The sequence below is a fragment of the Candidatus Nitrospira neomarina genome, from assembly GCF_032051675.1.
Classification (GTDB): domain Bacteria; phylum Nitrospirota; class Nitrospiria; order Nitrospirales; family UBA8639; genus Nitrospira_E; species Nitrospira_E neomarina.
On sequence record NZ_CP116968.1, the window covers coordinates 1,680,556 to 1,705,352 of the forward strand.

The following is a 24,797-nucleotide window of genomic DNA, read 5'->3' on the forward strand; positions in this document are numbered from 1 at the left end:
GGATATAGCTTCTTCATTGCCTGAATAGGTGGAAGAGGTGACAGACCGTTCATACCGTTCCTTCGAAAAATTCTTGGGTTCTCAGCATCACCCACATACTGGTGTCGCCAGGTGCAGCGTGACGGCCACATATCGCGCATCGGCAATGGCTTTTTCTTGGGGAGAATTTTTACCATCCCGGGAAAATGCATTACGGACTGACTTCTATCATGTCGTATGGCTGTTCATTCCTGGCCTGGAACATAACTCATTGAAAGGGAGGTGAATGTTCAAACGGGTCTTCTTGTTTTTCATGCTGTCGATGGTAGGCTGGCTTTCCTCTGTCAGCCAGGCTCAGGAGGCCGGCTATGATTATCCTGATGTGAGTCCCTATGCCGCGACAGTGATTGGAACTCCGGTGGCGCTGAAAGCCGACCTTCCCAAACATATCCCCATTGAAGATCGGGAACTGACCGTCTTTCCAGATCGTGCTCTCCCCGATATTCTCTGGTATGGGGAGAATATGCGTTATTCATTGGTGTCCCAAGACAAACCCTCGCCGTTGATATTTGTCATCGCCGGGACCGGCGCAGGGTATAATTCTGAAAAAATGCAGGTTCTGCAGCGAGCATTTTTTCAGGCCGGCTTCCATGTTCTCTCCTTATCCTCGCCTACCCATCCCGACTTTATCGTCTCGGCCTCCAGAACCGGAATCCCCGGTCACCTCCTGGAGGATTCACAAGATCTGTACCGAGTCATGCGATTGGCCTGGCTGGACATTGAACACGAAATGGAGGTCACAGAGTTTTATCTTACGGGTTACAGTTTGGGCGCAGCCCAGGCGGCCTTTGTGTCCCGGCTTGACGGCGAACAGAAAGATTTCGATTTCACAAAAATTCTGCTGATCAATCCGCCGGTGAGCTTATACACCTCGACTACCATCCTTGATGACCTGTTGGCGAACAATATACCCGGCGGAATAGATAAATTACCGGATTTTTTCGACAACGTGTTTCATACCTTTTCGGAAGAATACCAGCATGGGGAATTCGTGAGCCTTAGCGGTGATTTTTTATATTCAGCCTATAAAAACCGGCATCTTCCTGATGGGCTCCTGGCTGCACTCATTGGCACCTCGTTTCGCCTCTCATCCGCCAATATGATTTTTACATCTGACGTCCTGACCAATTCGGGATATATCAAACCGAAAAATCTGGTGTTGTCGACGACCGACTCGGTGACGGACTATTTTAAAGTGTCCAATCATGTGACATTTTTGGATTATTTTCGTGAAATGTTTTACCCGTTTTTTCAAGCCAGATACCCCGGGATGACGGAACAGGGGCTCATCGCTAACCTGAGTTTGGCCACACTGGAGGAATATCTAAGACACACCCCGAAAATCGGACTGCTGCATAATGCGGATGACATCATCCTCGCGCCCGGGGAATTACATTATCTCAAGACAATATTCGGACCGCGGGCCAAAATTTATCCCCGCGGAGGACATTGCGGCAATCTGGATCACAGGACCACCCTGAATTATATCGTGGATTTCTTTCGGAACCCTCTCCCCCTACACATGGTCCAGCAACCTGAAACCATGCTCCCGACGCCAGGATCGATGGCTGGTGGCTACCCGGCCCATCAGGCAAGGGGACAGAACGATCTTTCTGTCCCTCGCATCCCACAGAGAATTTCGTACCCATCCTCTCTCGACTTCCAATCTCAACTCGATCAACAAATACAGGACTTAGAAAGCAGGCTTCAAGAATCTCATGCCTACCTTCAGGCCGCACAAGCCCAAGCGACAGCTTCAGAAAATAATCCTGACGCTGCGCTAATAATGGTTAATACCCGCAGCGCGCAGGTCGCTGAAGGTGGAAGGATTGAACCGGCGAAACGGCCAATAGAGGACGTCGTGCATCCTGATGCCAGATATCTCGTGGATATCTATGATCCCATTGAAGAGTTTAACCGGGGAACGTATAAGTTTAATGCACAGTTTGATGAATATATTTTTCTGCCTGTGGTGCATGGGTATGAAGCCGTCATGCCGGATTTTTTCGAGGATCGAATCTCCAATTTTTTCTCGAATATTGCCGACATCCGTAATTTGATCAACGCGATGCTTCAGCTCAAGGGGGAAGCCACACTCAACACCTTGGGACGCTTCCTCATCAATTGCACGTTCGGGTTAGGAGGATTTTTCGACCATGCCACTCCGTTAGGATTGCTTCAACAAACGGAGGATTTTGGCCAAACGCTCGGGCATTACGGACTGAACCCTGGCGCCTATGTCGTGCTTCCCATTTTTGGACCTTCATCCTTAAGAGATACGACCGGTCTGCTAACAGATTCCGCGGCCAGCATCTTCTATTTGTACACTCCCTTGCATTTAAATTATCATTATGAACGTAGTGTTCCCTTCAGTCTGACATGGGGAGTGGATATGAGGCATCAGTTGAGTTTTCGGTATTACCAAACCGGCTCTCCGTTCGAATATGATCTGATTCGGTTTCTCTACACCAAATATCGGGAGTTGGAAATTGCCAAATAGCCCGGTATGCGTCCCTTTGCAGGTTCATCACGTTCTTTGTAAGATGACGGCATGCTGATTCACTCGCTGCAAAGGAAGACCCTCACGAATCTTGGTCGAGCATGCCTGCTGCTGTTTCTTTTGGGTTATGAAGGAGGCAGTGAAAGAGCTTATGGAGATTCTTTGAATGATGATCTCGTCGATCTTACGGGAGGAGTCATTCCCTTGCTCTCCTATGATCCCGGAGGAAGTTTTTCTGGCGGCGGCGAATTGTTTTCGGGAGGAAGGCTCTCCTCTCGTGGCGATGTCCGGTATCTGGTCAAATTAAAAAATCAGACCGGCGATCCTATTGAGGCCGACTCCCTGATCCTCGTCGTGGACAAAATTCAAGAAATGGCACGGCTCCGTGATGTGACCACCAGCCTCGATATTCAAGGAACCGATGGGAATACTGCAGATGGGAAACCATATTTTCGGGTTCCTGTTGATGGCCAGGCAGAACTCTCCCCATACGGTGAAAGTGAATCCTTCCCCATCGAAATCAAGAATCCTGATCTTCTTCGCTTATACCCTCCGGTTTTACGGGTCCGGGGAATCCGGAAGACCGCCTCTCATGCGTATCAAGGTGCGTTACAGAACCTGGTTCAGGAAGGTGTCGTGACCCCCGAAGAAGCCAAACAATCGATAGATCAATCGCAATAGACGCAACGTGTAAAATCAGGCCCGTTGAAAATCCGCAGGACTCACGAGGGGATGAGAATAGTGGACCAACATATTCAAGTCTTGAGAATCAGCCTATTCGGTGTGGCGCTTTTCTTCCTGGTCAGCATCGGAACTGTGCCGGCCTCATACGGAGGAAGCCTGAATGAACCCAACCCCGTAAGCGGACATTCCATTTCTCTGGACGAAATCACGTCTGCGGATGTCCTGGCCCGGGTTCAGCTGCTTCGTGATACCCTGGAATTGATCCGGTTTGAAATGGGAAAACCGTTGGCAATCCAATCCGAAGCCATCGTCACCAATGTCCACCCCCATGAAGCCTATTTCCAGGCCCTTACGCTCTTTCATAAAGCCGACCGTCTCGCGCTGGAACTCACCGGGAGTACAGGAATTTCCCCGGAACCCACCTCCCTCTCCACTCTTGCACCCTTGCATATCTGGAAATTGGTGAACGCGAGCTACCTTCGTATTCTGGCCATCAAGGAGGAACTCGGTCTGAAGGAAATGATTTCAGAACGCCCCGAAGATCCCTCGACCAGTCTGACAGAAACCGGACGGGCCATTGTGCAAGCCAACCGCCAAATCAACTTACTGCAGGAGCGACACTTCTCACCCAGTGATGTGTCACAACAAGTGCTTCTGGCCAGTCAGTATGCAAAACGGTTGCTGGCCCGGTTTCCCCAATCAAAGGAGGCTTCGGAAACTCCCCCGCTCGAAAGGGGCAAGCAGCCGGTCGATGTCTTCCTCCGCCTGGTTGAATGCTATGCCATTCTGGAAACAATTGCGCATCAGTCCGGCATACCTGTTCTTCATCTTGATCTGCCGGCCGCAAAAAATGTCAGCCATTCCCGGCAATTGGAACCAAGCGACGTCTATGATATGGCTACCCTTCTGGTCTCGGATTTGGCCTATCTCCACGCGCAACTCAAACAAATTGATGTTCCAAGATCTATTCCATATCCAGGGCGCATGTTCCCTTCACATGTCTACCAACAAGCTACCGTGCTTCTGCATCAGTTGAAGACACTGGAACAATTAGTCGCAACCGATCCGGAATGGCTCTCCCGATAGAAAATTGATCGTTTCTTTCAATCATTACTTCCATCACCCGCTTGGGACCAAGGCGCACCAAACTCCAGAACTTCTTGCCAAAGGCGGTTGCCCGACAGACGGCACCAAGGTAGAAGAGTGCGGTCCCTTTAACAGGGGCCACGTTTTTTCCCGGAGAAAAACGGGCAGAGCCCCAACCGAAACCACTTCAGGGATCAAACGGTGACAGGCTCGGCACTACACCAAGTCGCTGTCCTCAAGGATTGCTCTCACAATGGCCGGGAGGTGAGTAGCATGGTCGTGCCCTTCCTATGCCTCTGACCCCGGATATTCAATTTCCGCAGAAAATGTTTCCTGCCCCTCAGCCCCGGCAGCCCCGGTTGACCACCACGTGGATGAAAACCGGACCGTACCCTTGGCAGCGTCACGTACCCGAACAAGAAAGCGATGGAACAAGCATAAAAGCTTGCGCAGGCCACCTCAAAAATCATCGCCCCTTATCAATCTCGAAACGAAAACAGAATTTCAACTAAATTTCGACATTCCCAACATCTCATAATGATAGATCATGTCGTTATAGGTGATCGGTTGGTTCGATCCTTATTCAGGCAAACAGTCTATTTAAGCCATTCGGGGTGAGATTGAACCTGCATTTGTAATACCTTCAATTGAGCCAGGAGCCCACCTACCTGTTGATACACATGGGAAGGCAAGATAGGACCATGAAGTCTGACCGGGGGCGGTGGAGGAATATGAGGAAGGTGGGCATGGAGATACGCAAGTTCGGATATGACCAGGGTTGCTAAATCGTAGACATCATTCGACTGAATATCGGGGCGATCCAGGTTCTGGGGGGCCAACGTTAACATTTTAATATTGGAGTCCTGAGCGATGTTTCCTAACACCATATAGCAATCAATGAGATGGTCATAGCTATTCCATGACTTACGCCCTCGCTCAAGGGAAGGGAGAGGAGCCGGGGCGGGAGCGGAAGGAAATTGACGCAACAGTTGTGTAGTGTATTCGATGCCCAGACCGACCAATTCTGCAGCATCTTTCGGAGAAAACTGATGCATCAGTAAAAGGTTGAGTTGGGTATTCGCCAATCCAATAATAAAAAAGACTTGATTGGGGGTAGTTTCACCATCGGCCAGAGCCTCACTGTTCGTCAGGGAAAGCCCTAATTGCTGTTTAAGAGACAGGATTCGACGCAAAGAGGTATCGATCATTTTCCAGACATGATAGGGACGGATATCGCCCGGATCCTCTTCTGTTCCCTCGACCACCGATTTCTCAGTGAGTTCTGTGACCAACCTGGCCACTTTTTGATTAAGAGTTTTGGCTTGAAAGAACACCTCGTGCGGAGTTGCATTTTCAACCAGGAGACCTATTTCACGACTTTTGGGTTTTCCCATTTCGAAACGAATGTCGTCCAGTTCTTTCCGCACCAATTGCACCCGTGCGAACACATCAGCCGGGGTGATGGATTCAATAGAAAGTTCATGACCACTCACGGGAGGAGGAGTGGTGATGTCCTTGGTCATTGCAAGGCTTATCATGGGAAAACTGTTTAAAACCGCTATAATCACTCCAACTTTGAGAATGGGTACTGGCTGAATTGTGAAATGCATGAGTTGTCGCCTTTTGTGAAAGCCCCGACCTCTTCCATTGAGTTTTCCCAAGGGATTCGGTAGGGGGCCGTGGTCCATGTTGCTTGCCTTAATTGATGATTCTTCTTTGAACACGCTCACCCCGGCATTGACGGCAATCCCTTTCAGCTTCAAGCCGCATCTGGGGATCACCCCGAGTATTTCAGCCCGGCCGTTGGCAGCCCCATCCATCCCAACACCGGTGGTCCCCTGTTACATTTTCGATGTTGCGTTGTTTCCTCTTTACCTCCATAGGACGATACCAAAAATCCAATTCTCTCCACATCATTTTTATTCGCCGGGGTTCAATGTGTGGTCACCAAATAGTCGACCCCATAGTTCTGTCCGCACTATTTTTGTCATACGGCTGCATTCCTTTATCGTGGTTTGTCGGAAGAGGATTTAGAAGATCCACTAAGATTGGTAAAGGCCTTCTTAATTTTTCCCCACCAACCCCCTTTGATATCTTCGAGAGCCTGAGCGGTTTCCTGTCGCCCCTTCAAGGCCTCAACGCAAGGGTTTTGTTTCATCGTCCCCATGGTGGTTCCGGCAATTTGCGGAATCGCAATCACCCATCCCACCGGAGTGACCAACCCCAACAGTCCCCATCCGCCGCTTTCGGCTATGCGGAATTTATCACTTGACACATCCGGATCTGAAAGCGGGCCGGTGATGCGAACCGTGTGAGCCAGACTGAATAAACTCGGGTCTTTGGGTCGTGGAGTCAGGAGGACGTCCAGGATTTCGTCCGCCAGATTCAATTTTCCAATCCCCGCGATCGTCAGGCGATGAGAGTCGATGAGGATATCATCACTTTTTACCACTCCCTCTTCAATATCAAAATACCCGACAGTACAATTTAATTTGGTGACCGATTCACTTTCCCATGCGGTGGTTAAGGCTGTCGTGATCAAATCGGCCGCCCACAAATCAATGTATTTTGTGGCCAGTTCAAGTGGACCATCGACCAGCTCAAATCGTCCACTGGCTTGTTCCAATACTTCATGTAACGTATCTCCACGACCCTGTAGTGCCAGCATGATGGATTGGGATTGTCCCTTCACCAGATCGGCGCCCTCGAATGATCTGGCGACACGTTCATAATCCAGGCCATGGATTTGCAGATTTATCTCAAGGGTCGGAACGTATTGGGTTCCGTCGAGGACCAGTTTCCCTTCAACTTCCCCTCCCCAAAGATTTCCGGTTACCGGTTGCAGGGCAAGCAAGCCCTCTTCAAGGGCAATCTGAAATGAGGCATGGCCCAGATCCTCTGTGCCCTTTCGAATGTGTTTGATTTCGACATCAAGTCCGAGATCAATGGCCCTGAGATCCTCAACCGGAAAAACCAAATCCGGAATCGACTTGAGCGTGGAAGCCTTTGGTTTTTTTCTCATGCCTATGGTATCGCGCAGGACATCAACCGCCGAGGATCCGATGCCTTTCACCGAATCCCCAATGGCTTTGAGCGTCGATCTTTTATTTGGTACAGAGGCCTCAACCGAAGGTGTTAATACGGCATCCAGGACAACATTCTCTGCGGTGAGTTTTCCCCTCACACGCGGGCGAGTACTATTCGTTAAGAGTGTCACATGGCCACTCACATCGCTTCCGGCTAGAGATCCTTCCAAATCGGTGACGTGGTATCCCACAGTAGACCTCGTGACCAGACCGGTTAGGTCCAAGGGACCGATATCGGGTAAGCTGGCTGCCGTCAGAAAGTCCAAATCCCTGAGATTATTTCCTTTCATGAGAATCTGCAGCGTAAATTCTTCGGTTGGATGAGGAAGAGTAAGGTGTCCGCTCAATTCAATTAAAGTCTCTGGGACATCCAACCGGACATTCAGGGGCCACACTCCCCTGTCTTTCAGAAGGTCCATCATCGAACCGGTTGACGATCGAAGGCGAAATGCTGTGCTGTCAAATACCCCCTCGGCATACAGGCGTAACGGTCCACCATCCCTCGTTTCAACTTTCAAATTTGAAATCACCTGCACCGGGGTGGGATGATCATCCTCTCGATGAAACCTGACCGAGAGTTTTTCCCCGTCTACTCGAACAGTAGAATGGTTCAGCATGTCCGAAACCGTGTGACCCACACTGGAAAATTCGGCATCCAAGTTCACGACATTCTCGGTGGGATCTACGAATCCCACCTCGGGGAAAAGATGTTCGTACCGCACATGGTCAAGGGCCACGTTGCCTGAAAGGGTCGGAATCGTCCGAGTGGTATCCAATTGAAATCCGCCATGAAATTTTCCGTATGCGGATTGCTGATCCAGGATCGTTCCTTGAACGGATTCCACCTTCAGCCGACCCGCCTGTAGTCCGGCCGTAAAGGTCAGACCGGCCACATTCAGTTTTCCAATTCGAACTTGGTTGATCACCATGTTCAGATCAACATCGATCGCGCGCATCCCCTCAGATGGAATGGCACTCTCACTCTCATCCTCCGGCCGGGAAAGTTCAGTCCAATCGATTTGCTTCGATGTGAAAATCCCCGTGAGATAAGGCCTGGACTTTTGAAAATTCATTTCCAGAATTCCCGACAAATCGCTGTTTCCAAACCGACTGCGGAAATCACTCACTTCGTACCGGTCACCTTTCTTAGTCAGCTGAGCCATGAGAGCAAACGGACCAACAGGAGGAAGATCGGGATCAAGCTCACTGAGCCGACGTCCTTTGAGGGAGACAGCCAATGCCCCGGTCAGATCAGGCCCGACAGTCTGCAAAAAGCCTTTGGCTTCCAGAAAAGCCCCGCCCGCTTGAGCGGATATCGACAGGGGCCAAGTCGTTCCCGGTGTAGCCAGGTCAATCAAAGAAGTAGCAGCCAGCTTCAGATTCACAGCCCTTTCCCGATACGCACCGTGAGCAACCATGGTGACCGGTCCGCCTTTCTTCACACGCAGGGATCCCTCTTGCAAGACAAGAGGCGTTCCGGCTTCAGGCGTTGGATCGGAAAACCCGAAGGTGGTGCGACGGTTTTGAAGATTCACCGTCAGCGACTTGAAGAGTTCCGGCAACTGGACACCACTCCCGCTAGCGGTGAGATCAAAGTCGGTAGAGCCTTCGATATTCATCGCTCCCCCAAGAGCCCGAAGAGCAGATCCATAGTTCAAGGATCTCACCTTCGCTTGAAGCGTGGATTGAGCCTGAGGCGGCTTGAGGTCGACCGTTAACCGGGCTTCCCCCATCCCTCCAAAACTTTTAATTTGAATAGGATCAAGCAGAATCTGATCTTCCCTCATACCGGCAGTAAGAGACAGCGAACCAAGATCCGTCTCGCCGAGTCTGAGCTTTGCGACAGTGACATCCAGATCGATATCCACAGACGGAGACGTGGGAGGAGCGGACACCGGTTCTTCCGGGTAAGGGGCCTGTTTGGATGAGTGTTGAGGTGTAAGAGAGGTCAAGTCATGTATCTGTAAGGCATTAGAGGTCAATCGACCGCTTATTTTCTGACCTTCATCTCCATTTTGTATCCGCAATTGTCCGGCAAGATCCGAGGCCCCCAACGTTCCACGGAGATCATTCAAGTTGATGACATCGGGATTCTTCTCGACATGAGCGGCGAGCATGACCGGGGGAGAATCGGGAAGGTCAATCTGCAGAAGTTCATTCAGCACACTCAAACGGTCCCCTTTAATCTGGACCTGAAGTTCAAACGCCTGGTCGGAGTTCGCTTCTCCAATACTTCCTTTTATCGATGCAGATGCTCCGGTTGTAGACAGAAGGCCTTCGACCGGCCAGGCGTCGGTCCAGGTAAACACATCCATGATCGGGCCGCCCATAAGCTCAATCCTGACAGGGCTGTCGTGGTAGGCTCCTTCAAAGGCAAATGTACTATGCTGATCGTCGGGAGCCATGATCAGCCCCCGCTGAATCCACACGTCAGTCGTTTCCTCAGCAGGGTATGGCCGGTACAAAATCCGGGAGCGTTCGATGATTATTTTCCCTCTTTCCGCGAAAGTCATGATGACGGAGGGAACGGCCCGTGAAAACGTGCCCGGTTGGGTGTCTTCCTGGAAGGTCCAGTTGTCCCGATCTTCGGCGCCTTCTTCCAAAAGAAGTTCCGCTCCTTCTAACGCGATATTCTCAACTTCCAAATGGCGCCGGAGAAGGGGTCCCAAGGACAGCCCAATTTCAAGTCGGTCGGCTCGAAATAGATGTGGTTGAGAAGACCAGGGAGGGTTAGCAACATGGACATCTTCGAGAGTTAAGATGGGTTGCAGCGAGAAGGTGAGTGAGATCGGTCCTTCAAGTTTTACGGGTCGCCCCATGGCTGCGGAAAAACCCGCTTCCAAAGACCCCCGATAGACGTCTTCTTCATAGAAGGGAAAAAGGATATAGGCGACGGCAATGAACACCCCAATCACCACAATACTCCCAAGCCCAAACCACAGAAAGCGACGACGCATGGGTTCCTTTAATGATTGCCTGTTTGACGTGCGCTCATTTTTCAGATCACAACAGCCTGCAACTCGAAAAGCATGGATCTCAACATGTTAAACAATTAAACTTCTTGGCATGAGTTTTTTCGGCTCATTTTGCTCCCATACCGTCACACATCTTCAAGAATTCCAGACAGGTCACAGGCAAAGAGACCCACAAGTGCGAAAGCGAACAAAGCCAGGGAGTTGGGTTGTCAGAGAAACAACGTCATACACGCAGCCCGCGAGAATAAGATGCCAGCAACCTCTTTTGGAAGGCAATCAGGGAGCACTGAACACGATGCGCCTCAAGGCCCCCTCTCCTAACCGCCGATCAATACCCCGATAAAGAAAAAATCCCATAAAGGCCAGCCCCACACATAAGACCTTAGCGAAAATGAGAGAAAGATCCTTATGTTCCCACACGTCCATGAAAGCCGCACCCAACGTACCACTCTCCCGAAACGCATGAAACAATTTTTCAGCAAATAAAACCAAAAAGGTGCATCCACTATACACCATGGTCCGATACAGAGCTGCCGCACCAAGGGAATACCGGGCATCAAACCTGCTGCCGGCCCGGGTTTTACCCAATAGCACCACAATCTTTGCCACGATGAGTGCACCGACCAGCGCGCTTGAAAAGGCATAAAACTCAATATGATAGCCTTCCAGCATCAGTTTCTTGAGGGTCAGGATGACACCGAAACAGAAGAAAAAATACAGGGTCACTAAACCGACTTCTTTCATTTCATGTTTGACCGTTGAAAGCATCCCCATGAATTATTCTCCGTGAAAGTACGCGTCTATGCCATCAAGTTGAATCGGACTCCCTACGATCATTCGAATGGCCATCAGAAAACTCGGATGAACAATGCCATTGAGTGGAGTGTTTTTGGCGGCCCATGACCACCACAGCTATTTTGAAGTGTGTCTCTGCACACAGCGAAAAATTACCCCTGCGAATGGCAACTTATGAAATTGAGCCAGGTGAGATTGTGGGGAGAAGCAACTTCATGGCCTCGGCTATCTCGCGACTGAGATCCTCAAGGTTCTGACTCATGGCCTCAACCAGCGCTTCATAATCCTGGCTTGTCGGATGATGGGTCACCCGCGTTTTCCTTGTGGTGAAGACTGTGGCTTCATCCCCACCCAAAAGGCTCCACCGTGCCGACAAGACGGCCTCCCCTCCCCTGGTACCATCGAACTGCAAGATATCCACGACAATTTGGAAATCCACGGGAGTTGTTCTTCTCCACGGAAACTGTTCGATTCGATCCGTCGAAAGAATGACTGAGAGATTTTCCGCCAGGACGTGAGACACATTTTCGCTCAACGGTTCAGCCCATTTATGGAATTCGGCCAACTCAACCTCATGCCCCCCGGATTGAGTCACAATTTGCGGCCGGTCCAAATATTTTGGAAGTGTGACCGGTCCCAACCCAAAGGACAGGCTTGAGCCTTTCGTGTCTGCTAGGATTGAATTGGAGGATGGCGACAGGGCTCGCAACAAATAAAAATGCGAAGGTTGACTGGTCCCACACCCGAGCACAGTCAGAAGGATTACGCAGGCCACGATGATACGGAAACCATGTATGATGCTGTTCATGTCCACCTCATTCAATGTTTCCCTTTGACTAATGCCTCAGGATGTTGTTCAAGATAATCGGCCAAAACCCGGATAGAGCGGGCGGCCGCAGACAGCTCCTTCAGGGCACTGTTCATATTCACTGCAGCAGGTGAATTGGGATCAGCGACCTGCAACGCTTTCCGAACGGTTACCAGCGTCTCATCTAAACTGGTTGCCAGAGTGTCAACTTGCCGATCAAGTCCCTCCGTAAGTCGTTCCACATTGCCCAATGCGGTATTGAGGTTGCGGACGGCATTTTGGGTCTCAGAGGAATTGACCAGACGGTTGCCGCCTTCGACGGTTTCCAGGATTTCCTGGGCAATTTTATCAAGAGGCAACCGTCGGACTTCTGCCATCACATCGGTAACCGTTCGTCGCAATTCATCCATCGCTGCGGGTATGGCCGGAATCTCCGGATATTTTCCGGACATAATCAGCTCTTTCTCGGGAAGATTCTTGTGAAAATCGAGCCCGACGAACAACTGCCCGGTCAAGAGGCTCCCGGTCACCAGTTGAGCTCTTAAGCCGCGTTTCACCATATGCTTCATGATCGCGTAGTTATCCTCTAATACGTGTGCCTGCACGAGCTGTGGGGCGGTAATGCGTTCCGGCTGGATATCGATGAGCACGGGAATTTTAATGTCAAGCGTCTTGGGGTCCAGCTTAACCGCGATATCGGAGACGACCCCGATTTTAATTCCCCGGAATTCCACAGGAGCCCCGACGCTCAAGCCTCTCACTGATCCATCGAAATTGATCACAAACGGACGCGTCATGACATACTTCTCGTCCTGGATACTGGAATAATTCTTGAAAAGTTTAAAGGCCGTTCCGGGTCGACTGGGTTCACCCGACCCACCTGCGGTGGCCGGAGTATCGAACGCGATTCCACCCGTGAGAAGGGAGGAGAGCGACTCCACTTTCACATCAAGACCTTCTGCCCCCAGTGATACCTCAAATCCGCTTAACTGCCAGAATCGGCTGGTATCCCGTACCCGCAGATGATGCGGGGCTTGAATGAAAATATCGATCAAGACACCCTCGCCTTCGGTGTCCAAGACATAGTCAAGAACACGGCCAACCTCTATATCGTGATAAAAGACCGGGGCGCCAGGTGCACTCGATCCCAGATTTTCCGCCTGCAATTGGAATTGGGCCCCTTTGTCTTCTCGTGTCACTCCAGGTGGTTTCTCCAGTCCCGTGAAAGTCCGAGCCGAAGGTCCTGGCCTGGGATCCATGGCAATATAGGCTCCGGACACTAATGTCTCAAGCCCCGAAATACCTCCCAATCCCAGGCGGGGACGGACCACCCAGAACTGGGCATTTTCCGTGAGGTGGGGCTCAGCCTGTTTGCTGAGTTCTGCGGTCACAACCACGTGAGAGAGGTCATGACTGATTTGCACGGTTTTAACGGTTCCGACCTCAATGGACTTGTATTTAATTTTGGTTTTTCCGGCTTCCAACCCGGCCCCATCTTGAAAGGTGATAGTGACCGTGGGACCCTTTTCGGAGATCGTTTTGTAAGTCAGCCACCCTCCGATAAGAGCCGCAACGATAGGAATAATCCACACAATGGAAATCCCACGCTTTTTTTGTACTGTGGCTTTGGGCAAATCCTCGAAATCGCCAGGATTGGATTCCTTGTCCTTCATGATTTCTCCTCTATGTTGTCCCAGATCAATCGGGGATCGAAGCTCATGGCGGCAAACATGGTCAGAATCACGACTGCGGCGAATGAGATCGCTCCCGGCCCGGGTTCTATTGTCGCCAAGGCATCAAGTTTTACCAGGGCAATTAAAATCGAAATCATAAAAATATCAATCATGGACCAGCGGCCGACCACCTCGGTCATCCGGTATAACTTGGTCCGTTCCCTTGGACGCCATTGAGATTTATATTGGACAGACAGCAACAGATACGTCAGCGCCAGGAGCTTTAAAACCGGCACGGTGATGCTGGCGAAAAATACCAGCAAGGCAATCGGCATCATTCCGGCATGAATGAGTTCCTTGACCCCGCTCAGGATTGTATCCGCTTCGCCTTTCCCGAACGAAATCACCGTCATCACGGGAAGCAGGTTGGCCGGGATATAGAGAATGTAGGCCGCAATCAAGAGTGCCCACGTGCGCGAAATACTATTGGGTTTCCTCAGATGCAGATGGGCCCCACATCGAGGGCAGATGGCCTCACCCTCACTCAACAGCGGGGATATTCGACTGAGTTCATGGCAGGCATGACAACTCATAAGCCCGGACCGGGCTGCGGTAGGGTAAGAGCCGCTCATGAAACCTTCTCCATTTTTTCCCAAACCGTATGAGTATCCAGTGCAGAGTCGGCGGCAGCCAAGGTCAGGATTAAGGCGACGAATGAATAAATCGCCACACCGGGAACCAGATTGGCCAAATCCGACAACTTCACCACGGCAACAATCACTCCCAGCAAATATACGTCCATCATGGCCCAGGTCCGGCAGTGCTCAACCATCCGAAAGACCAGAGCGGCGTGCCACGGTCGCTTGTTGAATTCCAACGGTCCAAGAACGTACAACATGCCAAGAATTTTCAGGGCAGGGAAAATGATACTCGCACACAACACCAGAACCCCTAACGCCCACATTTCCCGTTCAAAGAACTCCCTCACCCCTGTCGAGAGAAGACTCTCCTGAACACGGCCATTAAGCTCGAATGTCATAAACGGGAAAACATTCGCCAGGGTAAAGAAAATGAGGCTGGCCAGGGTCAGTACAATGGTATGTTCGAAACTATCCCGTTTTTTCGCATACAACGATGCTCCACATCTCGAACACTTGGCCCGCTCACCATAATGGAGCGGGTGAATACGATGAAGGAGATCGCATTCATGGCAGGCGATTAAGGTATGGGGGGCGGCCATGTCATTCCCGTTCGATCCGACTGGAAACACATCATCTCCACGGTGTGTCCTCGATGGAATGTTCCACCGTGTCGCTGGTGTTCTTAACACATTCGAGAAATTTTTTCACCAACAACGAGCCAAAACATGCGACACCAGACATGGATTGGGCCCGTTGCGGATGAAGAAATCGCCTGATTTGAGGGCATCGAGGATCTTCCATGAGCGAAGCAGGTTGTTCAAAAAGGCCCGTCCAGTCCTGTCCTGTTGTTTCTCGAATACAAGGCCGCCATCGCCTTGACGCGCAGAGCGGACAGAGAACTAGGTGAGCACGGCCAAGGGGCGAACGGTCTTCCCGCTTATGCGTCGAAACGCCTCAGCGCATACACGAAAAGCCGCCTGTAAGATCGCTCCGGAAAGTTGCCATCCACTAAAAAGATGGCCCATGAGGTTTAACAGGCTGGACAGAAACCCGCCAGATCAACGGATCAATTTTCTTAAATTTTAGTAATTGAAAAATACGGTTGGAGATACAATTGAACGGCCGCGTCAGGAACAAAGGATCCACCTTCTAACATAGTTTTCCAATCCTTCGTTAAAGCGGGCCTCTGGTGACACTTTGGACCACAAAGGTTTTATCATCAAAGGTGATAGTCAGCGATTCCCCCTTGTCCCCTGAGGTGCTCTGAAGATCCATATACGAATAGGTCCAGATGTGAATATGTCCCTCATGTGTCTTGGTTTTGAGGCGGGCGACGGGCTCTCCAAGAAGAGTTAACACCTCATCCTGAGTGGTGCTATGCGGAATGATTTCATTTTCGATTCCTATGGGTATCGGCCTCTCACCCATCTCATAAAGATAGGCAGGGTTTTGCGCACAGGCGGCGAGGAGAATCGTGAGAACGAATGGCCATGTTTTTTGTAGCCCATACCTTTGTCTGTTCTTACAATCAGGTTTTTCTCCTAGCGTCATGAAATGCCTCCCACAAGTATAAAAATCTCATCAATCCTTTCCTACCAGGGCAATGCGGCTCTCTCAACAGGATTCGGCCCGGGGCTCAACCCTTCTCAACAAATTCGCCCTCATCCTGTCATAGGGCACCAGGAAGAGGAACCCCACAAACAGCCGACTTCTCAGTGGACGCTCTTGAATCCTCTCTCCATTATTCAGCGGGCTGTATTATGGAGCATCCCTTTGAGTTTTGCATCCTAAATCGGGGACCCTATCCTTTTCCTATGATAGACTCTGCAAAATGTCTCAGATTCGGAAGAAAGGGTTTTGCGCACCGTCCGCATCATTTACCCCGCGCAACAATTGGGGAGAAAGTTTTTCATAAATGCCCATACCGCAAATCTTTGCAGATCGGACGAAGAACTCTTGAGACCGCCACCTCCCTTAAATTCCGGACTGTTGCCCTTGGACCAATGGCGTCGATTTTGTGGCCATGCCTGCCACAGTGGAAAGGCTCCTTTGCGGGACCAATCTCTTTATCAAAAAAAACTGAACTGAAGGAGCGCTATTCTTACCTTGCCGACCATTGGAGCGCCAGAAGAAACAGGGCTGGCAATACTAATGAAGCCAGCCTGTTTCGCCATTCGGAGAAGACACCGATGCCTATCAAAAGGATGAACTTTGGGTATTTGCTAGGAGGTCTGTTGTTCCTGTTGCTCTCGGTTGCCATCGCACGAGAAGTAGGGGTCACGAGTGAGACCCGGCGTTTGTTCCTTGAGCCTGCTCTTTGCCTCATGCTCCTGATGGGGATATGGAGCCATGTGAGTGAAAAAACATGGTGAATGGTGGGAGGAGGAATTCTCACCGTAAGTGGAATCGCAACTGCCACCATCGACTACTTCCTGGACATTCCTGAGCTTCAGTTTGTCAACATGGCCATACTATTTGTGTTCTCCCTGGTCAGTACCTGGATTGCTTCCCGGCATTTGCTCCTTTCAGGCCCAATCACCCTGAATAAAATCATTGGCGCCATCTGCATTTATCTCCTGATTGGTCTCAACTGGTCGGTGTGTTATCTCATCATCAACATCGCCAACCCGAATTCGTTTCACGGCCTGACATCCACCGCGGTAGGAGTCCAGTTTGCAGAATTGCTGTATTACAGCTATGTCACCATTACGACCTTAGGCTACGGCGACGTGACCCCCATTAAGCCGATCGCCCGCACTCTCTCCTATCTCGAGGCGATCGTCGGACAATTTTATGTTGCCGTCTTGGTGGCATGGCTCGTGGGCATGTATCTTTCCGAGAAAAACCAGACCGGCACAAAGCCCTAGAGCCGATTTCGATACGGAACGGCCTTTTCGTCGTATCCTCTCCTGAGTACTTGTCAGACTGGGGCTTAGGTAATCACACATCCGATGGCCGTGACGACATAGCCACGACTCCACGTTTTATCACTCCTTTATCAAATACAAAACCGGTCTATGCGCGTCCGATCTGCTCTCGAACCCATTCGTGTACGACCTTGATCATGTCCGGCATGTGCTCGGAGAACACATGGTCTGCACCTTCAATCTGGACGAGCTGCTTGGGTGTATTGGCTCTTTCGAAAATGTCGAGCGAGTCCTGGAGAGGAACAACGTCATCCTCAGTTCCGTGAACGAGCAGCCAGGGGATCCGGATCGAGGGAGCACGGGTGACGACGGTGCCGATGGCCACGGTGTCGTCGATGAAAGTCTGCGACAGCGGGCACGCCGGCTCATCCCACATGAAGCCCACACCCGCGGTGACGTTGCCGAACTCGCGCTGCGCGAACGCTTCCGTATGAACCATGCCGGCTAATGAAACGAGTCCGACAAGACGTGTGTCTTTGCCAGCCAGCAGCACGCCGACAGCTCCACCCATGCTGTGGCCGACATACAGGATGTTCCATCCGTCGAGCGCGTCGAGCACGCAGCGAAGGTCTTCTACTTCCTTGGAAATTGTGGAGTCCTCGAAGCGACCTTCCGAATCACCGTTACCGGAAAACGACAGCCTGATCGTCGGAATTCCGTCGTGTGACAGGGCTTCTGCCAGCGCGACGGCAAACGGACGATCCTTATTGCCCGTGACCCCGTGCCCGAGGACAACGATGACCTTCCGACTGTTATCTCCCGGATGGAAGGTGTAGTCGATCTTTTCACCTTCGAGGTTGCGAATGGTTCCGAACATGATTCCTCCTGTAATGCGTGAACATTGTGATGATCACCTCCGGCGTCAGCTCGAGCCCCGCCTGCTCAGAGCAGCAGGGCTCGGGAACCGCCGATAGGTCGAGCAAAATGACGTATGGGCCTTGTTATCGACAAGACGGGACGCTCGACGTCAACCTCCCTTGAGATGGTTGGATCCCGGTGACGCTCATCCCCTATCCCGTCGCCGTGCAGATCGACGACGATCCACTTTGTGGACCGTCCATTCTCTCACTGACCTTTGCCGCGATACAGCTTGTAACCTCTGTAGAGAAGCGCGCCGGCGATCCAGGTGAAGACTAGGACGAGCGGATAGGCTAACAGGCGCGGGAAGAACGCGAAGAGAATCCCCGACATCAGGAGCATCACCCCCGCCGTTACCGTGATACGCGCTTCGAGGGGTTCGAGGATACGCCGGTTGGTGAACGCCGCGCCCACCGTGTTGGCGAGGCGGAGAGCGCCTGCAGCGGCACGCCCGCCGCTCCCGCCGCCGCTGGAGAGTTTTGGATGCGGATGGCGAGGTTGATTCGGCGCGCGCAATTTCCGCTGAGCATCTAAGACCACCTCGGTCGCGTTCTCCAAGTCCTGCAGATACGTCTGCTCCATAAGGCGCGCGAAAGGTTCGTCTTCAACGACGACGTCCATCTCGCAATTGCCTAACCAACTGGCGAGGTTGAGATTCGTCGAACCGACGCGCGCCCAATGTCCATCAGCAACGGCCGTCTTCGCGTGCAGCATCGTCCCGTTCCACTCGAAGATTCGCACACCGGCTTCCAACAAAGGACGATATCCCGCTCTGGATAAGAGCCTAAGAAGCGGAATGTCGGTTGCGTCCGGCACGAGCAGGCGCACATCAACACCGTCGCTTGCGGCTGCACGCAACGCTTGCACATAGGAGGTCGTCCCAGCGTAATACGCATCGACCAACCAGAGGCGTTTCCTCACAAGGGCCGCCATCAGGAGATCGACGCGAAACATCCCCGCCGTCGCCGGCACACTCGCCACAACGCGAAGGGCCGTTTCGCCTTTCTGCGCCTGCCCGTCTGGTTTGAACAGGTCGTGCTCAGGAATCGGCTCTCCCATCATCGCCCAGACATCTGCGAACGCCTGCTCAATGACAGCCACCGACGGTCCGCGCACTTCCACGCCGGTATCGCGCCACGGTTCAACCTTCTTTTCAGGCACACCGACCCACATCTGACCAACGCACAAGCCGGTGACAAAACCCACCTCGCCATCCACCGAGATCGTCTTTCGATGGTCACGACTGAGCCAGCCAAAAGGTGAGTCCCACCGCGGCGGGTTGTAGCAACGCACTTCCACACCGCCCGCGCGCAAACGGTTCCAAAAAGCCCGCGACGCTCTACCGAATCCGCCCATCCAGTCGTAAATGAGACGCACGCGCATGCCCTCCTGCGCTTTACCAACAAGCACGTCGGCAAACATTCGACCCACATCATCTTCGCGAATGATGTAGTTTTCGAAGTGAATGTACCGTTTCGCCCCGCGGATGGCATCGAGCCACGCCGGGTAGTTCTCGGACGCGTCTTGGAGCAGTCGGATAGTGTTGCCTTCGATCAGGGGTGCGCCTGCGGCGCGCGAAAAAGCCTGGTTTCCAAGTGAGCGGATGGGTAATATCGCGGCCCGCTCACGGTTTTGGAGTTGGACAGTGGCGCTCAAGGTTATTGTCCCTTCACGTCATCGCCATTGACGGCGGAGTACGCAATATAGGTGGAAGCTTCTTCCCAATATTCCTCGATGGTCCCGTTGAATTAGTCACCCAAAGCAAAGTTCTGACGGCCACAACGCATTAACTGCGCCGACATATATCCATCCTGCGTGTACATGATGATGCTCATCGGAGGCTCTCCCATGTGGAATACCGGCACAGATCCGGCCACAGGATTTCCCAAACGGGATTCGAGCTTCCATGTCCCAATCAGTTGCTCACCCAATGTGTCTTTCATAGAATTGCTCCCTGTGATGTCTAAAAAAAATCCAGGGAGGATCAGGTTTTAATTCCCAAGTTGAGTCAACTTCTCTTCAGACCCCTATCAGGGACGGAAGGATGTCCTTAGGGCATCGGCCATAGACAGCTCACCATAGGAGAGTGTGAGGAGGACACTCAGATCAATCCCATTACGAAATGACTCAACCGTGCCTTCCCTCATGGTGACCGAGGAAAGACCTCTTTCGTTGCCCGCCAATCACGAAACCGTTGGGACAATCTGGTGGCCCAGTACTGAAAGGCCTGCTGAACATCATCCCATGAATCCATTGAGCCATCCAGCGTTCGACCTCCCATTCGACGATCGACGGCTGCCGCCAGCAGGGTGCCGGTATCTCCATCGGTTAATTTTCCTTCAACAGTGGCCCGCCCCACAAAAGCCTGTGTGCCCGTGGCAAGTTCCGTGGCGGCCGATATCACACCAGCCGGTGGGACAAGAGTGGTGAAAATATCCATGCCGACATCGGCTGGTACGGCTTCGGTCAAGGCCAGCTCTAAACGTAATGCTCCGGGTACTAATTTAGGAACGACAAGAAAATCTTCTTTGAGTGCCCAGATCATCTTTGAACGAAGATCTCCACCCAGTTTGTGTAATTGTTCTTGGGGAACCGAAGATTGCTTTGACAATAAGACGGTCACCGGGTCCACGTATAACGTGCGATAGGTGGAAAAATCAGCCTGAGGATTCTTGTACACGAGAAGCGCTTCCCCCTCTTCTCCCTTTTGGAGAAGGGAATAATCTCTGATAAATCCTGAAGTCTGCACGTTTCCAGCCTGTTCGGTCTGCGCGCATCCTGCAACAACGAGTACGATCGTGAGGACGATTGGAAATCCGAGTCTTTTAAGCCGGACAACCTGCCTGAATCCCGGCTTTCCGCTGCGGCAATCGGAGGCTTTTATGTCGTCACCCATTCATGAATTCCTTTCATTCCTCTATCTATAGGTCTTAAGAAAAACGGATCGGGGATGCAAAGGGAAATCCGCGAAGCATTGTGATCACGCTTCCAGACCCTAGCCTGGCAAGTCATGGTATTTCTTGCAAACTCAGCTTTTTCTCAAAATACGTTAACTGTTTCCTTTAGTCGCCTTCTTGACCACTTCGAGCAAAGGATTGGCCTGGGGATTACTCACACTACGCCGCACCAGGATATCGATCGTTTTGGTTGGTGTTGTGTAATAATTGGTATTTAACGCGTCCCGTGCGGCGACAACGGCCCCTTCGAGTGAAATGCCGGCAAACAATCCCTTTGCCTTGGAAAAGGATAAGAGATCCGCACTCAAATTCGGCGCCGTCGATCCCTCAACCCCTCTCCCGATTGGACCAACCGCTACGGAAGCATCGGCACCCAATTTTAGGGTCGTACTCATCAGGGAATCGATGCCCTTTTGCGTCATGACCAACAACACGACTTCCGAAGCCTGTCCGCCGAATTGGAATCCGAAACTGGCACCACCCAGGGTAAAAAAGGCAGGATAGCTCCATTCGTTGGTTTTTTCATCACGAGCGATCAACACACCGGTTCCCCCCGACCCGCCGATAAAAAAGGCCCCTTTGATAAATTGGGGAACAATTAAAATGCCCCGGGCGTCCTTCATATAATCCCGGAACCACTGCATGTCGGGATCCGCAAGAAAATTCTCCAGGGTAAAACGAGCTTTATCCACCAGGAACTCTTCTTCAGAAGCATTCTGTGCCCAACCCGAAGTCGGAATGACTAATGCCAGACATAACATGCCCCAGACAAGAATTATCGGGAACAGCCGCGAAGAATGACTCATGGATCTTACGTGGGTAAACATAATAGACGCCTCTCTCATGCTAGAAGGGTTTCCGGAAATGTCCCGTGAAAACTTTTGCGAGGAAAGTTATATATCGAGGTTAGCAATTTTCACCCTATCCTCGATATAGTGGTCTCGATCAAACAAGGAAAAATGGTTTTTAGTCATAAAAGATCACCTCTATGGAGATCCGATGAACACTCGACCGTATGCCCAAATAATGTCCACCCTGCTTCTCACGATCATCGGCGGCGGGTGTACCCTCCTGGTCGGGCTACATCTCGATCAACAATTCGGGGAGTCCTCACCTCAAAACCGGTTGAACACCACACCAGGGGTCGAAATACGAACAGTGCAATATGTGGAGGATGTGAAACCCATTCTTGAGGCCCGGTGTATCGTGTGTCATGGCTGTTACGATGCTCCTTGCCAACTCGATCTCAGTGCACCGGAAGGAATCGAACGCGGTGCCAATAAGAATCTGGTGTATCATGCCGGAAGATTATTGGCCATGGAACCGACGCGGCTTTTTGTCGATGCCCAATCACCCGCTGAATGGCGGGAGAAACAATTTTATCCGGTATTAAACGAACGTGTGCAGACAAAAGAAGCCAACCTCAATGGGGGTTTGATGGCCAAAATGTTAGAACTGAAGCGTCAGCACCCCCTTCCCACGGTCAGTCCCCTACCAGCCGGTTTTGATTTTTCTCTTGAGCGTGCCCAATATTGCCCGACGGTTGAAGAGTTCGATGACTTCGCCGAGACTCATCCCTTATGGGGTATGCCCTATGGTTTACCGGATTTATCAGATCGGGAATACGGGACATTGAGGACGTGGTTGGAAGAAGGCGCAACCTATGAGGCTCCACCTCCAATAGGAGCAAGCCTTCTGGAATACATCTCGAAGTGGGAAACGTTTTTCAATGGGAATAGTCGTAAAGAACAGTTAATGAGTCGTTACCTCTATGAGCATTTATTCCTGGCCCATCTGTATTTTGAAAATGACAGCTCCGGATTATTTTTTCGTCTCGTTCGATCGACCACCCCACCAGGGAGACCCATCGACAGCATTGCCACGCGTCGTCCCTACGATGATCCGGAAGTTGCGCGCATTTATTATCGTTTTGAGCCGGTTCGGACGACCATTTTGGCCAAAACCCATATGCCCTATGTGCTCAACACGCAACGCATGGAGCGTTATCACACGCTCTTCTTAGCACCGGAATACGACGTTCCCACTCTCCCGTCTTATGACCCGGAGGCTTCGGCCAATCCCTTCGAAACGTTTGTACGCCTCCCGGTCAAATCCCGGTATCAGTTTCTGCTTGATGAAGCCGAGTTTACCATTATGAGTTTCATCAAAGGGCCCGTGTGTCGAGGACAAATCGCTCTCAACGTGATAAACGAGCACTTCTGGATTGTCTTCGGCAATCCTGAGAGTCCGGCTCTAGCCCAAAATTCCAAATTTCTCGAGAAGGAACAGCGGAATCTTCGGATGCCGACAGAACAGCAGAGTAATGCCGGAGCCCTGAAAAACTGGTTGGAGTATTCTCAATTAGAAAAGAATTATTTCGCAGGAAAAGTGGAGTATCTGCGACAACATCTCTCCACACCGGAAGAAATTTCTCTCGACCTCATTTGGGATGGCGACGGCCGGAATGCCAATGCAGCCCTCACGGTGTTTCGGCATTTAGATAATGCGACCGTCGTCAAGGGCTTTGTCGGCGATGAACCCAAAACACTGGTAGTCCTCGACTATGCGTTGCTTGAGCGCATTCACTACCTGCTGGTCGCGGGGTATGACATTTATGGCAATATCGGTCACCAGTTAAACTCCCGGCTTTATATGGATTTTTTGCGGATGGAAGGTGAACTGGGTTTTCTCACCTTCCTTCCCGAGCGCACGCGGGCAGACGAATGGAAATTCTGGTATCGAGACGCCAGTGCTGAAATAGAAAAATTTGGTGAAATGTACAACCAACGAGTGAATCGCCAAACAGGCATTCACTTTACCACCGCCCACCCCAAATCCGAATTGGTCGGGATGTTACGCCAACACCTCAAGCCCGTCTTATTCCCCTCTTATGCCATCGAGAAAATCAACAATTCGCACGTCCGTCAACAATTGACAAGACTCTCGCGCATCCAGGGTGTCGCCGTTTCCTGGTTACCACAAAACATCATTGTCTCAATCAGTGACAGCGGATCAACAGATCCCGGCGATTCGAGTCATCAGGTGGTGACCCTCATCCATAACAATGGCTTAAGCAATGTCTCCCATCTGCTCTTTGAACAGGAAAGGCGGATTCCCGCAGAAGATACCTTAACCGTGGTGCCGGGATTTTTGGGTGCCTATCCCAACGCCCTCTACCATGTCGAAGCATCACAATTACAAGATTTTGTCAGCGCCGTGGAAACCCTCAGCAGTGAGGAGGATTATCAAGCCCTGGTGCGTCATTTTGGTGTCAGCCGAAGCCATCCCGATTTCTGGAAACATAGTGATGCCTTACGGATTGCCTATCAAAAGGAGTCTTCGATTGAGGCAGGATTGTTGGACTATAATCGTCTGGAAAACCGGTAAGACGACGCGCGACACAACCTCACCCACATTGATTACAGTTGTTTTGGTTCTTCCGGGTTTAGTCGGGGTTTAGTCGGGGTTGTACGGACCACACGGATCTGCGAAGAGAGCTCCCTCCTTTGTAAGCCACGGTCGCGCCCTGCGGGACACACCAGGCAATAGCGAGGGGAGATAGAAACGCCAGATGGCAACTTGCTGCGAGAACTGTGGGCGCAATCCCAAGTGCACACAGCTGAATCTCTACCCCGCCTTACCTCCCCTTACAAAGGGGAGGAATGTGTGGCACTTGAATTTCTAGGTTTATGGTCTCAAACATTGGCAGATAGATGTACCCACGCTAAACTTTGTAAAGCCACTTTTTTGAATAGATAGCAATTGGAC

The 24,797-nt window shown here is 51.4% G+C and carries 19 protein-coding genes; 6 read left to right on the plus strand and 13 right to left on the minus strand.

The genetic code is table 11. From position 1 onward, the window contains the following. The first annotated feature begins 265 nt into the window (after positions 1–265). The 3 genes from PQG83_RS07540 to PQG83_RS07550 are packed head-to-tail and all read left to right on the plus strand — an operon-like array spanning position 266 to position 4,309. Entirely contained in the window at positions 266–2,539 is a 2,274-nt protein-coding gene (locus tag PQG83_RS07540; RefSeq protein ID WP_312748287.1) for an MlaA family lipoprotein, read from the plus strand. 51 nt (positions 2,540–2,590) lie between these two features. Continuing rightward, positions 2,591–3,220: a hypothetical protein gene (locus PQG83_RS07545; RefSeq protein ID WP_312748288.1), complete on the plus strand. Its 630-nt coding sequence runs from the start codon at positions 2,591–2,593 to the stop codon at positions 3,218–3,220. Between the two features lie 51 nt (positions 3,221–3,271). Continuing rightward, positions 3,272–4,309, plus strand: coding sequence for a hypothetical protein (locus PQG83_RS07550; RefSeq protein WP_312748289.1), 1,038 nt, complete (start codon positions 3,272–3,274; stop codon positions 4,307–4,309). 596 nt (positions 4,310–4,905) lie between these two features. On the opposite strand, the gene PQG83_RS07555 is transcribed toward PQG83_RS07550, so the two are convergent. From PQG83_RS07555 to PQG83_RS07590, 8 genes are all read right to left on the minus strand, one after another. Further along, positions 4,906–5,919, minus strand: coding sequence for a hypothetical protein (locus PQG83_RS07555; RefSeq protein WP_312748290.1), 1,014 nt, complete (start codon positions 5,917–5,919; stop codon positions 4,906–4,908). Positions 5,920–6,314: 395 nt separating this feature from the next. After that, a complete protein-coding gene (locus PQG83_RS07560) occupies positions 6,315–10,352 on the minus strand; it encodes an AsmA family protein (protein ID WP_312748291.1) in 4,038 nt (1,345 codons plus the stop codon). A gap of 294 nt (positions 10,353–10,646) precedes the next feature. Continuing rightward, complete coding sequence (locus PQG83_RS07565) at positions 10,647–11,144, minus strand: hypothetical protein (protein ID WP_312748292.1); 498 nt, start codon at positions 11,142–11,144, stop codon at positions 10,647–10,649. Between the two features lie 193 nt (positions 11,145–11,337). Continuing rightward, a complete protein-coding gene (locus tag PQG83_RS07570; RefSeq protein WP_312748293.1) occupies positions 11,338–11,973 on the minus strand; it encodes a PqiC family protein in 636 nt (211 codons plus the stop codon). An 11-nt stretch (positions 11,974–11,984) separates the two neighbouring features. Beyond that, positions 11,985–13,646 (minus strand): PqiB family protein, encoded by a 1,662-nt coding sequence (locus PQG83_RS07575; protein WP_312748294.1) that lies wholly within the window; start codon positions 13,644–13,646, stop codon positions 11,985–11,987. Further along, positions 13,643–14,278 (minus strand): paraquat-inducible protein A, encoded by a 636-nt coding sequence (locus tag PQG83_RS07580; protein ID WP_312748295.1) that lies wholly within the window; start codon positions 14,276–14,278, stop codon positions 13,643–13,645. Before PQG83_RS07580 ends, PQG83_RS07575 begins: the two co-directional genes overlap by 4 nt. After that, positions 14,275–14,916 (minus strand): paraquat-inducible protein A, encoded by a 642-nt coding sequence (locus PQG83_RS07585; protein WP_312748296.1) that lies wholly within the window; start codon positions 14,914–14,916, stop codon positions 14,275–14,277. The genes PQG83_RS07580 and PQG83_RS07585 overlap by 4 nt, the downstream gene beginning before the upstream one ends. Positions 14,917–15,460: 544 nt before the next feature. Further along, positions 15,461–15,838 (minus strand): hypothetical protein, encoded by a 378-nt coding sequence (locus PQG83_RS07590; protein ID WP_312748297.1) that lies wholly within the window; start codon positions 15,836–15,838, stop codon positions 15,461–15,463. 638 nt (positions 15,839–16,476) lie between these two features. Between PQG83_RS07590 and PQG83_RS07595 the strand changes: the two genes are divergently transcribed. Beyond that, positions 16,477–16,659: a hypothetical protein gene (locus tag PQG83_RS07595; protein WP_312748298.1), complete on the plus strand. Its 183-nt coding sequence runs from the start codon at positions 16,477–16,479 to the stop codon at positions 16,657–16,659. Then, positions 16,660–17,154, plus strand: a complete 495-nt coding sequence (locus tag PQG83_RS07600) for an ion channel (protein ID WP_312748299.1) — start codon at positions 16,660–16,662, stop codon at positions 17,152–17,154. It begins immediately after the preceding gene. A 148-nt stretch (positions 17,155–17,302) separates the two neighbouring features. On the opposite strand, the gene PQG83_RS07605 is transcribed toward PQG83_RS07600, so the two are convergent. The 5 genes from PQG83_RS07605 to PQG83_RS07625 form a co-directional block, all read right to left on the minus strand. After that, entirely contained in the window at positions 17,303–18,031 is a 729-nt protein-coding gene (locus tag PQG83_RS07605; RefSeq protein WP_312748300.1) for an alpha/beta hydrolase, read from the minus strand. 248 nt (positions 18,032–18,279) lie between these two features. Next, on the minus strand, positions 18,280–19,728 hold the full coding sequence (locus PQG83_RS07610; protein WP_312748301.1) for a phospholipase D-like domain-containing protein: 1,449 nt from the start codon (positions 19,726–19,728) through the stop codon (positions 18,280–18,282). A gap of 92 nt (positions 19,729–19,820) precedes the next feature. Beyond that, complete coding sequence (locus PQG83_RS07615) at positions 19,821–20,015, minus strand: lipocalin-like domain-containing protein (protein ID WP_312748302.1); 195 nt, start codon at positions 20,013–20,015, stop codon at positions 19,821–19,823. Positions 20,016–20,215: 200 nt separating this feature from the next. After that, entirely contained in the window at positions 20,216–20,968 is a 753-nt protein-coding gene (locus PQG83_RS07620) for a DUF3313 domain-containing protein (RefSeq protein ID WP_312748303.1), read from the minus strand. Between the two features lie 153 nt (positions 20,969–21,121). Further along, positions 21,122–21,835 carry a lipid-binding SYLF domain-containing protein gene (locus tag PQG83_RS07625; RefSeq protein ID WP_312748304.1) on the minus strand — a complete coding sequence of 238 codons (714 nt, stop codon included), beginning with the start codon at positions 21,833–21,835 and terminating at the stop codon, positions 21,122–21,124. A 193-nt stretch (positions 21,836–22,028) separates the two neighbouring features. Between PQG83_RS07625 and PQG83_RS07630 the strand changes: the two genes are divergently transcribed. Continuing rightward, the gene (locus PQG83_RS07630) at positions 22,029–24,416 is read left to right on the plus strand and encodes a fatty acid cis/trans isomerase (RefSeq protein WP_312748305.1); all 2,388 of its coding nucleotides are present in this window, start codon (positions 22,029–22,031) and stop codon (positions 24,414–24,416) included. The last annotated feature ends 381 nt before the right edge of the window (positions 24,417–24,797 follow it).

Bases quoted from the DNA above. Each gene is read 5' to 3' on its own strand.
- PQG83_RS07540 (WP_312748287.1), top strand. From the start codon at position 266: ATGTTCAAACGGGTCTTCTTGTTTTTCATGCTGTCGATGGTAGGCTGG.
- PQG83_RS07545 (WP_312748288.1), top strand. From the start codon at position 2,591: ATGCTGATTCACTCGCTGCAAAGGAAGACCCTCACGAATCTTGGTCGA.
- PQG83_RS07560 (WP_312748291.1), bottom strand. From the start codon at position 10,352: ATGCGTCGTCGCTTTCTGTGGTTTGGGCTTGGGAGTATTGTGGTGATT.
- PQG83_RS07620 (WP_312748303.1), bottom strand. From the start codon at position 20,968: ATGGGTGACGACATAAAAGCCTCCGATTGCCGCAGCGGAAAGCCGGGA.
- PQG83_RS07580 (WP_312748295.1), bottom strand. From the start codon at position 14,278: ATGAGCGGCTCTTACCCTACCGCAGCCCGGTCCGGGCTTATGAGTTGT.
- PQG83_RS07605 (WP_312748300.1), bottom strand. From the start codon at position 18,031: ATGTTCGGAACCATTCGCAACCTCGAAGGTGAAAAGATCGACTACACC.
- PQG83_RS07600 (WP_312748299.1), top strand. From the start codon at position 16,660: ATGGTGGGAGGAGGAATTCTCACCGTAAGTGGAATCGCAACTGCCACC.
- PQG83_RS07595 (WP_312748298.1), top strand. From the start codon at position 16,477: ATGCCTATCAAAAGGATGAACTTTGGGTATTTGCTAGGAGGTCTGTTG.
- PQG83_RS07565 (WP_312748292.1), bottom strand. From the start codon at position 11,144: ATGGGGATGCTTTCAACGGTCAAACATGAAATGAAAGAAGTCGGTTTA.
- PQG83_RS07630 (WP_312748305.1), top strand. From the start codon at position 22,029: ATGAACACTCGACCGTATGCCCAAATAATGTCCACCCTGCTTCTCACG.
- PQG83_RS07615 (WP_312748302.1), bottom strand. From the start codon at position 20,015: ATGAAAGACACATTGGGTGAGCAACTGATTGGGACATGGAAGCTCGAA.
- PQG83_RS07625 (WP_312748304.1), bottom strand. From the start codon at position 21,835: ATGAGTCATTCTTCGCGGCTGTTCCCGATAATTCTTGTCTGGGGCATG.
- PQG83_RS07570 (WP_312748293.1), bottom strand. From the start codon at position 11,973: ATGAACAGCATCATACATGGTTTCCGTATCATCGTGGCCTGCGTAATC.
- PQG83_RS07575 (WP_312748294.1), bottom strand. From the start codon at position 13,646: ATGAAGGACAAGGAATCCAATCCTGGCGATTTCGAGGATTTGCCCAAA.
- PQG83_RS07550 (WP_312748289.1), top strand. From the start codon at position 3,272: ATGAGAATAGTGGACCAACATATTCAAGTCTTGAGAATCAGCCTATTC.
- PQG83_RS07555 (WP_312748290.1), bottom strand. From the start codon at position 5,919: ATGCATTTCACAATTCAGCCAGTACCCATTCTCAAAGTTGGAGTGATT.
- PQG83_RS07590 (WP_312748297.1), bottom strand. From the start codon at position 15,838: ATGACGCTAGGAGAAAAACCTGATTGTAAGAACAGACAAAGGTATGGG.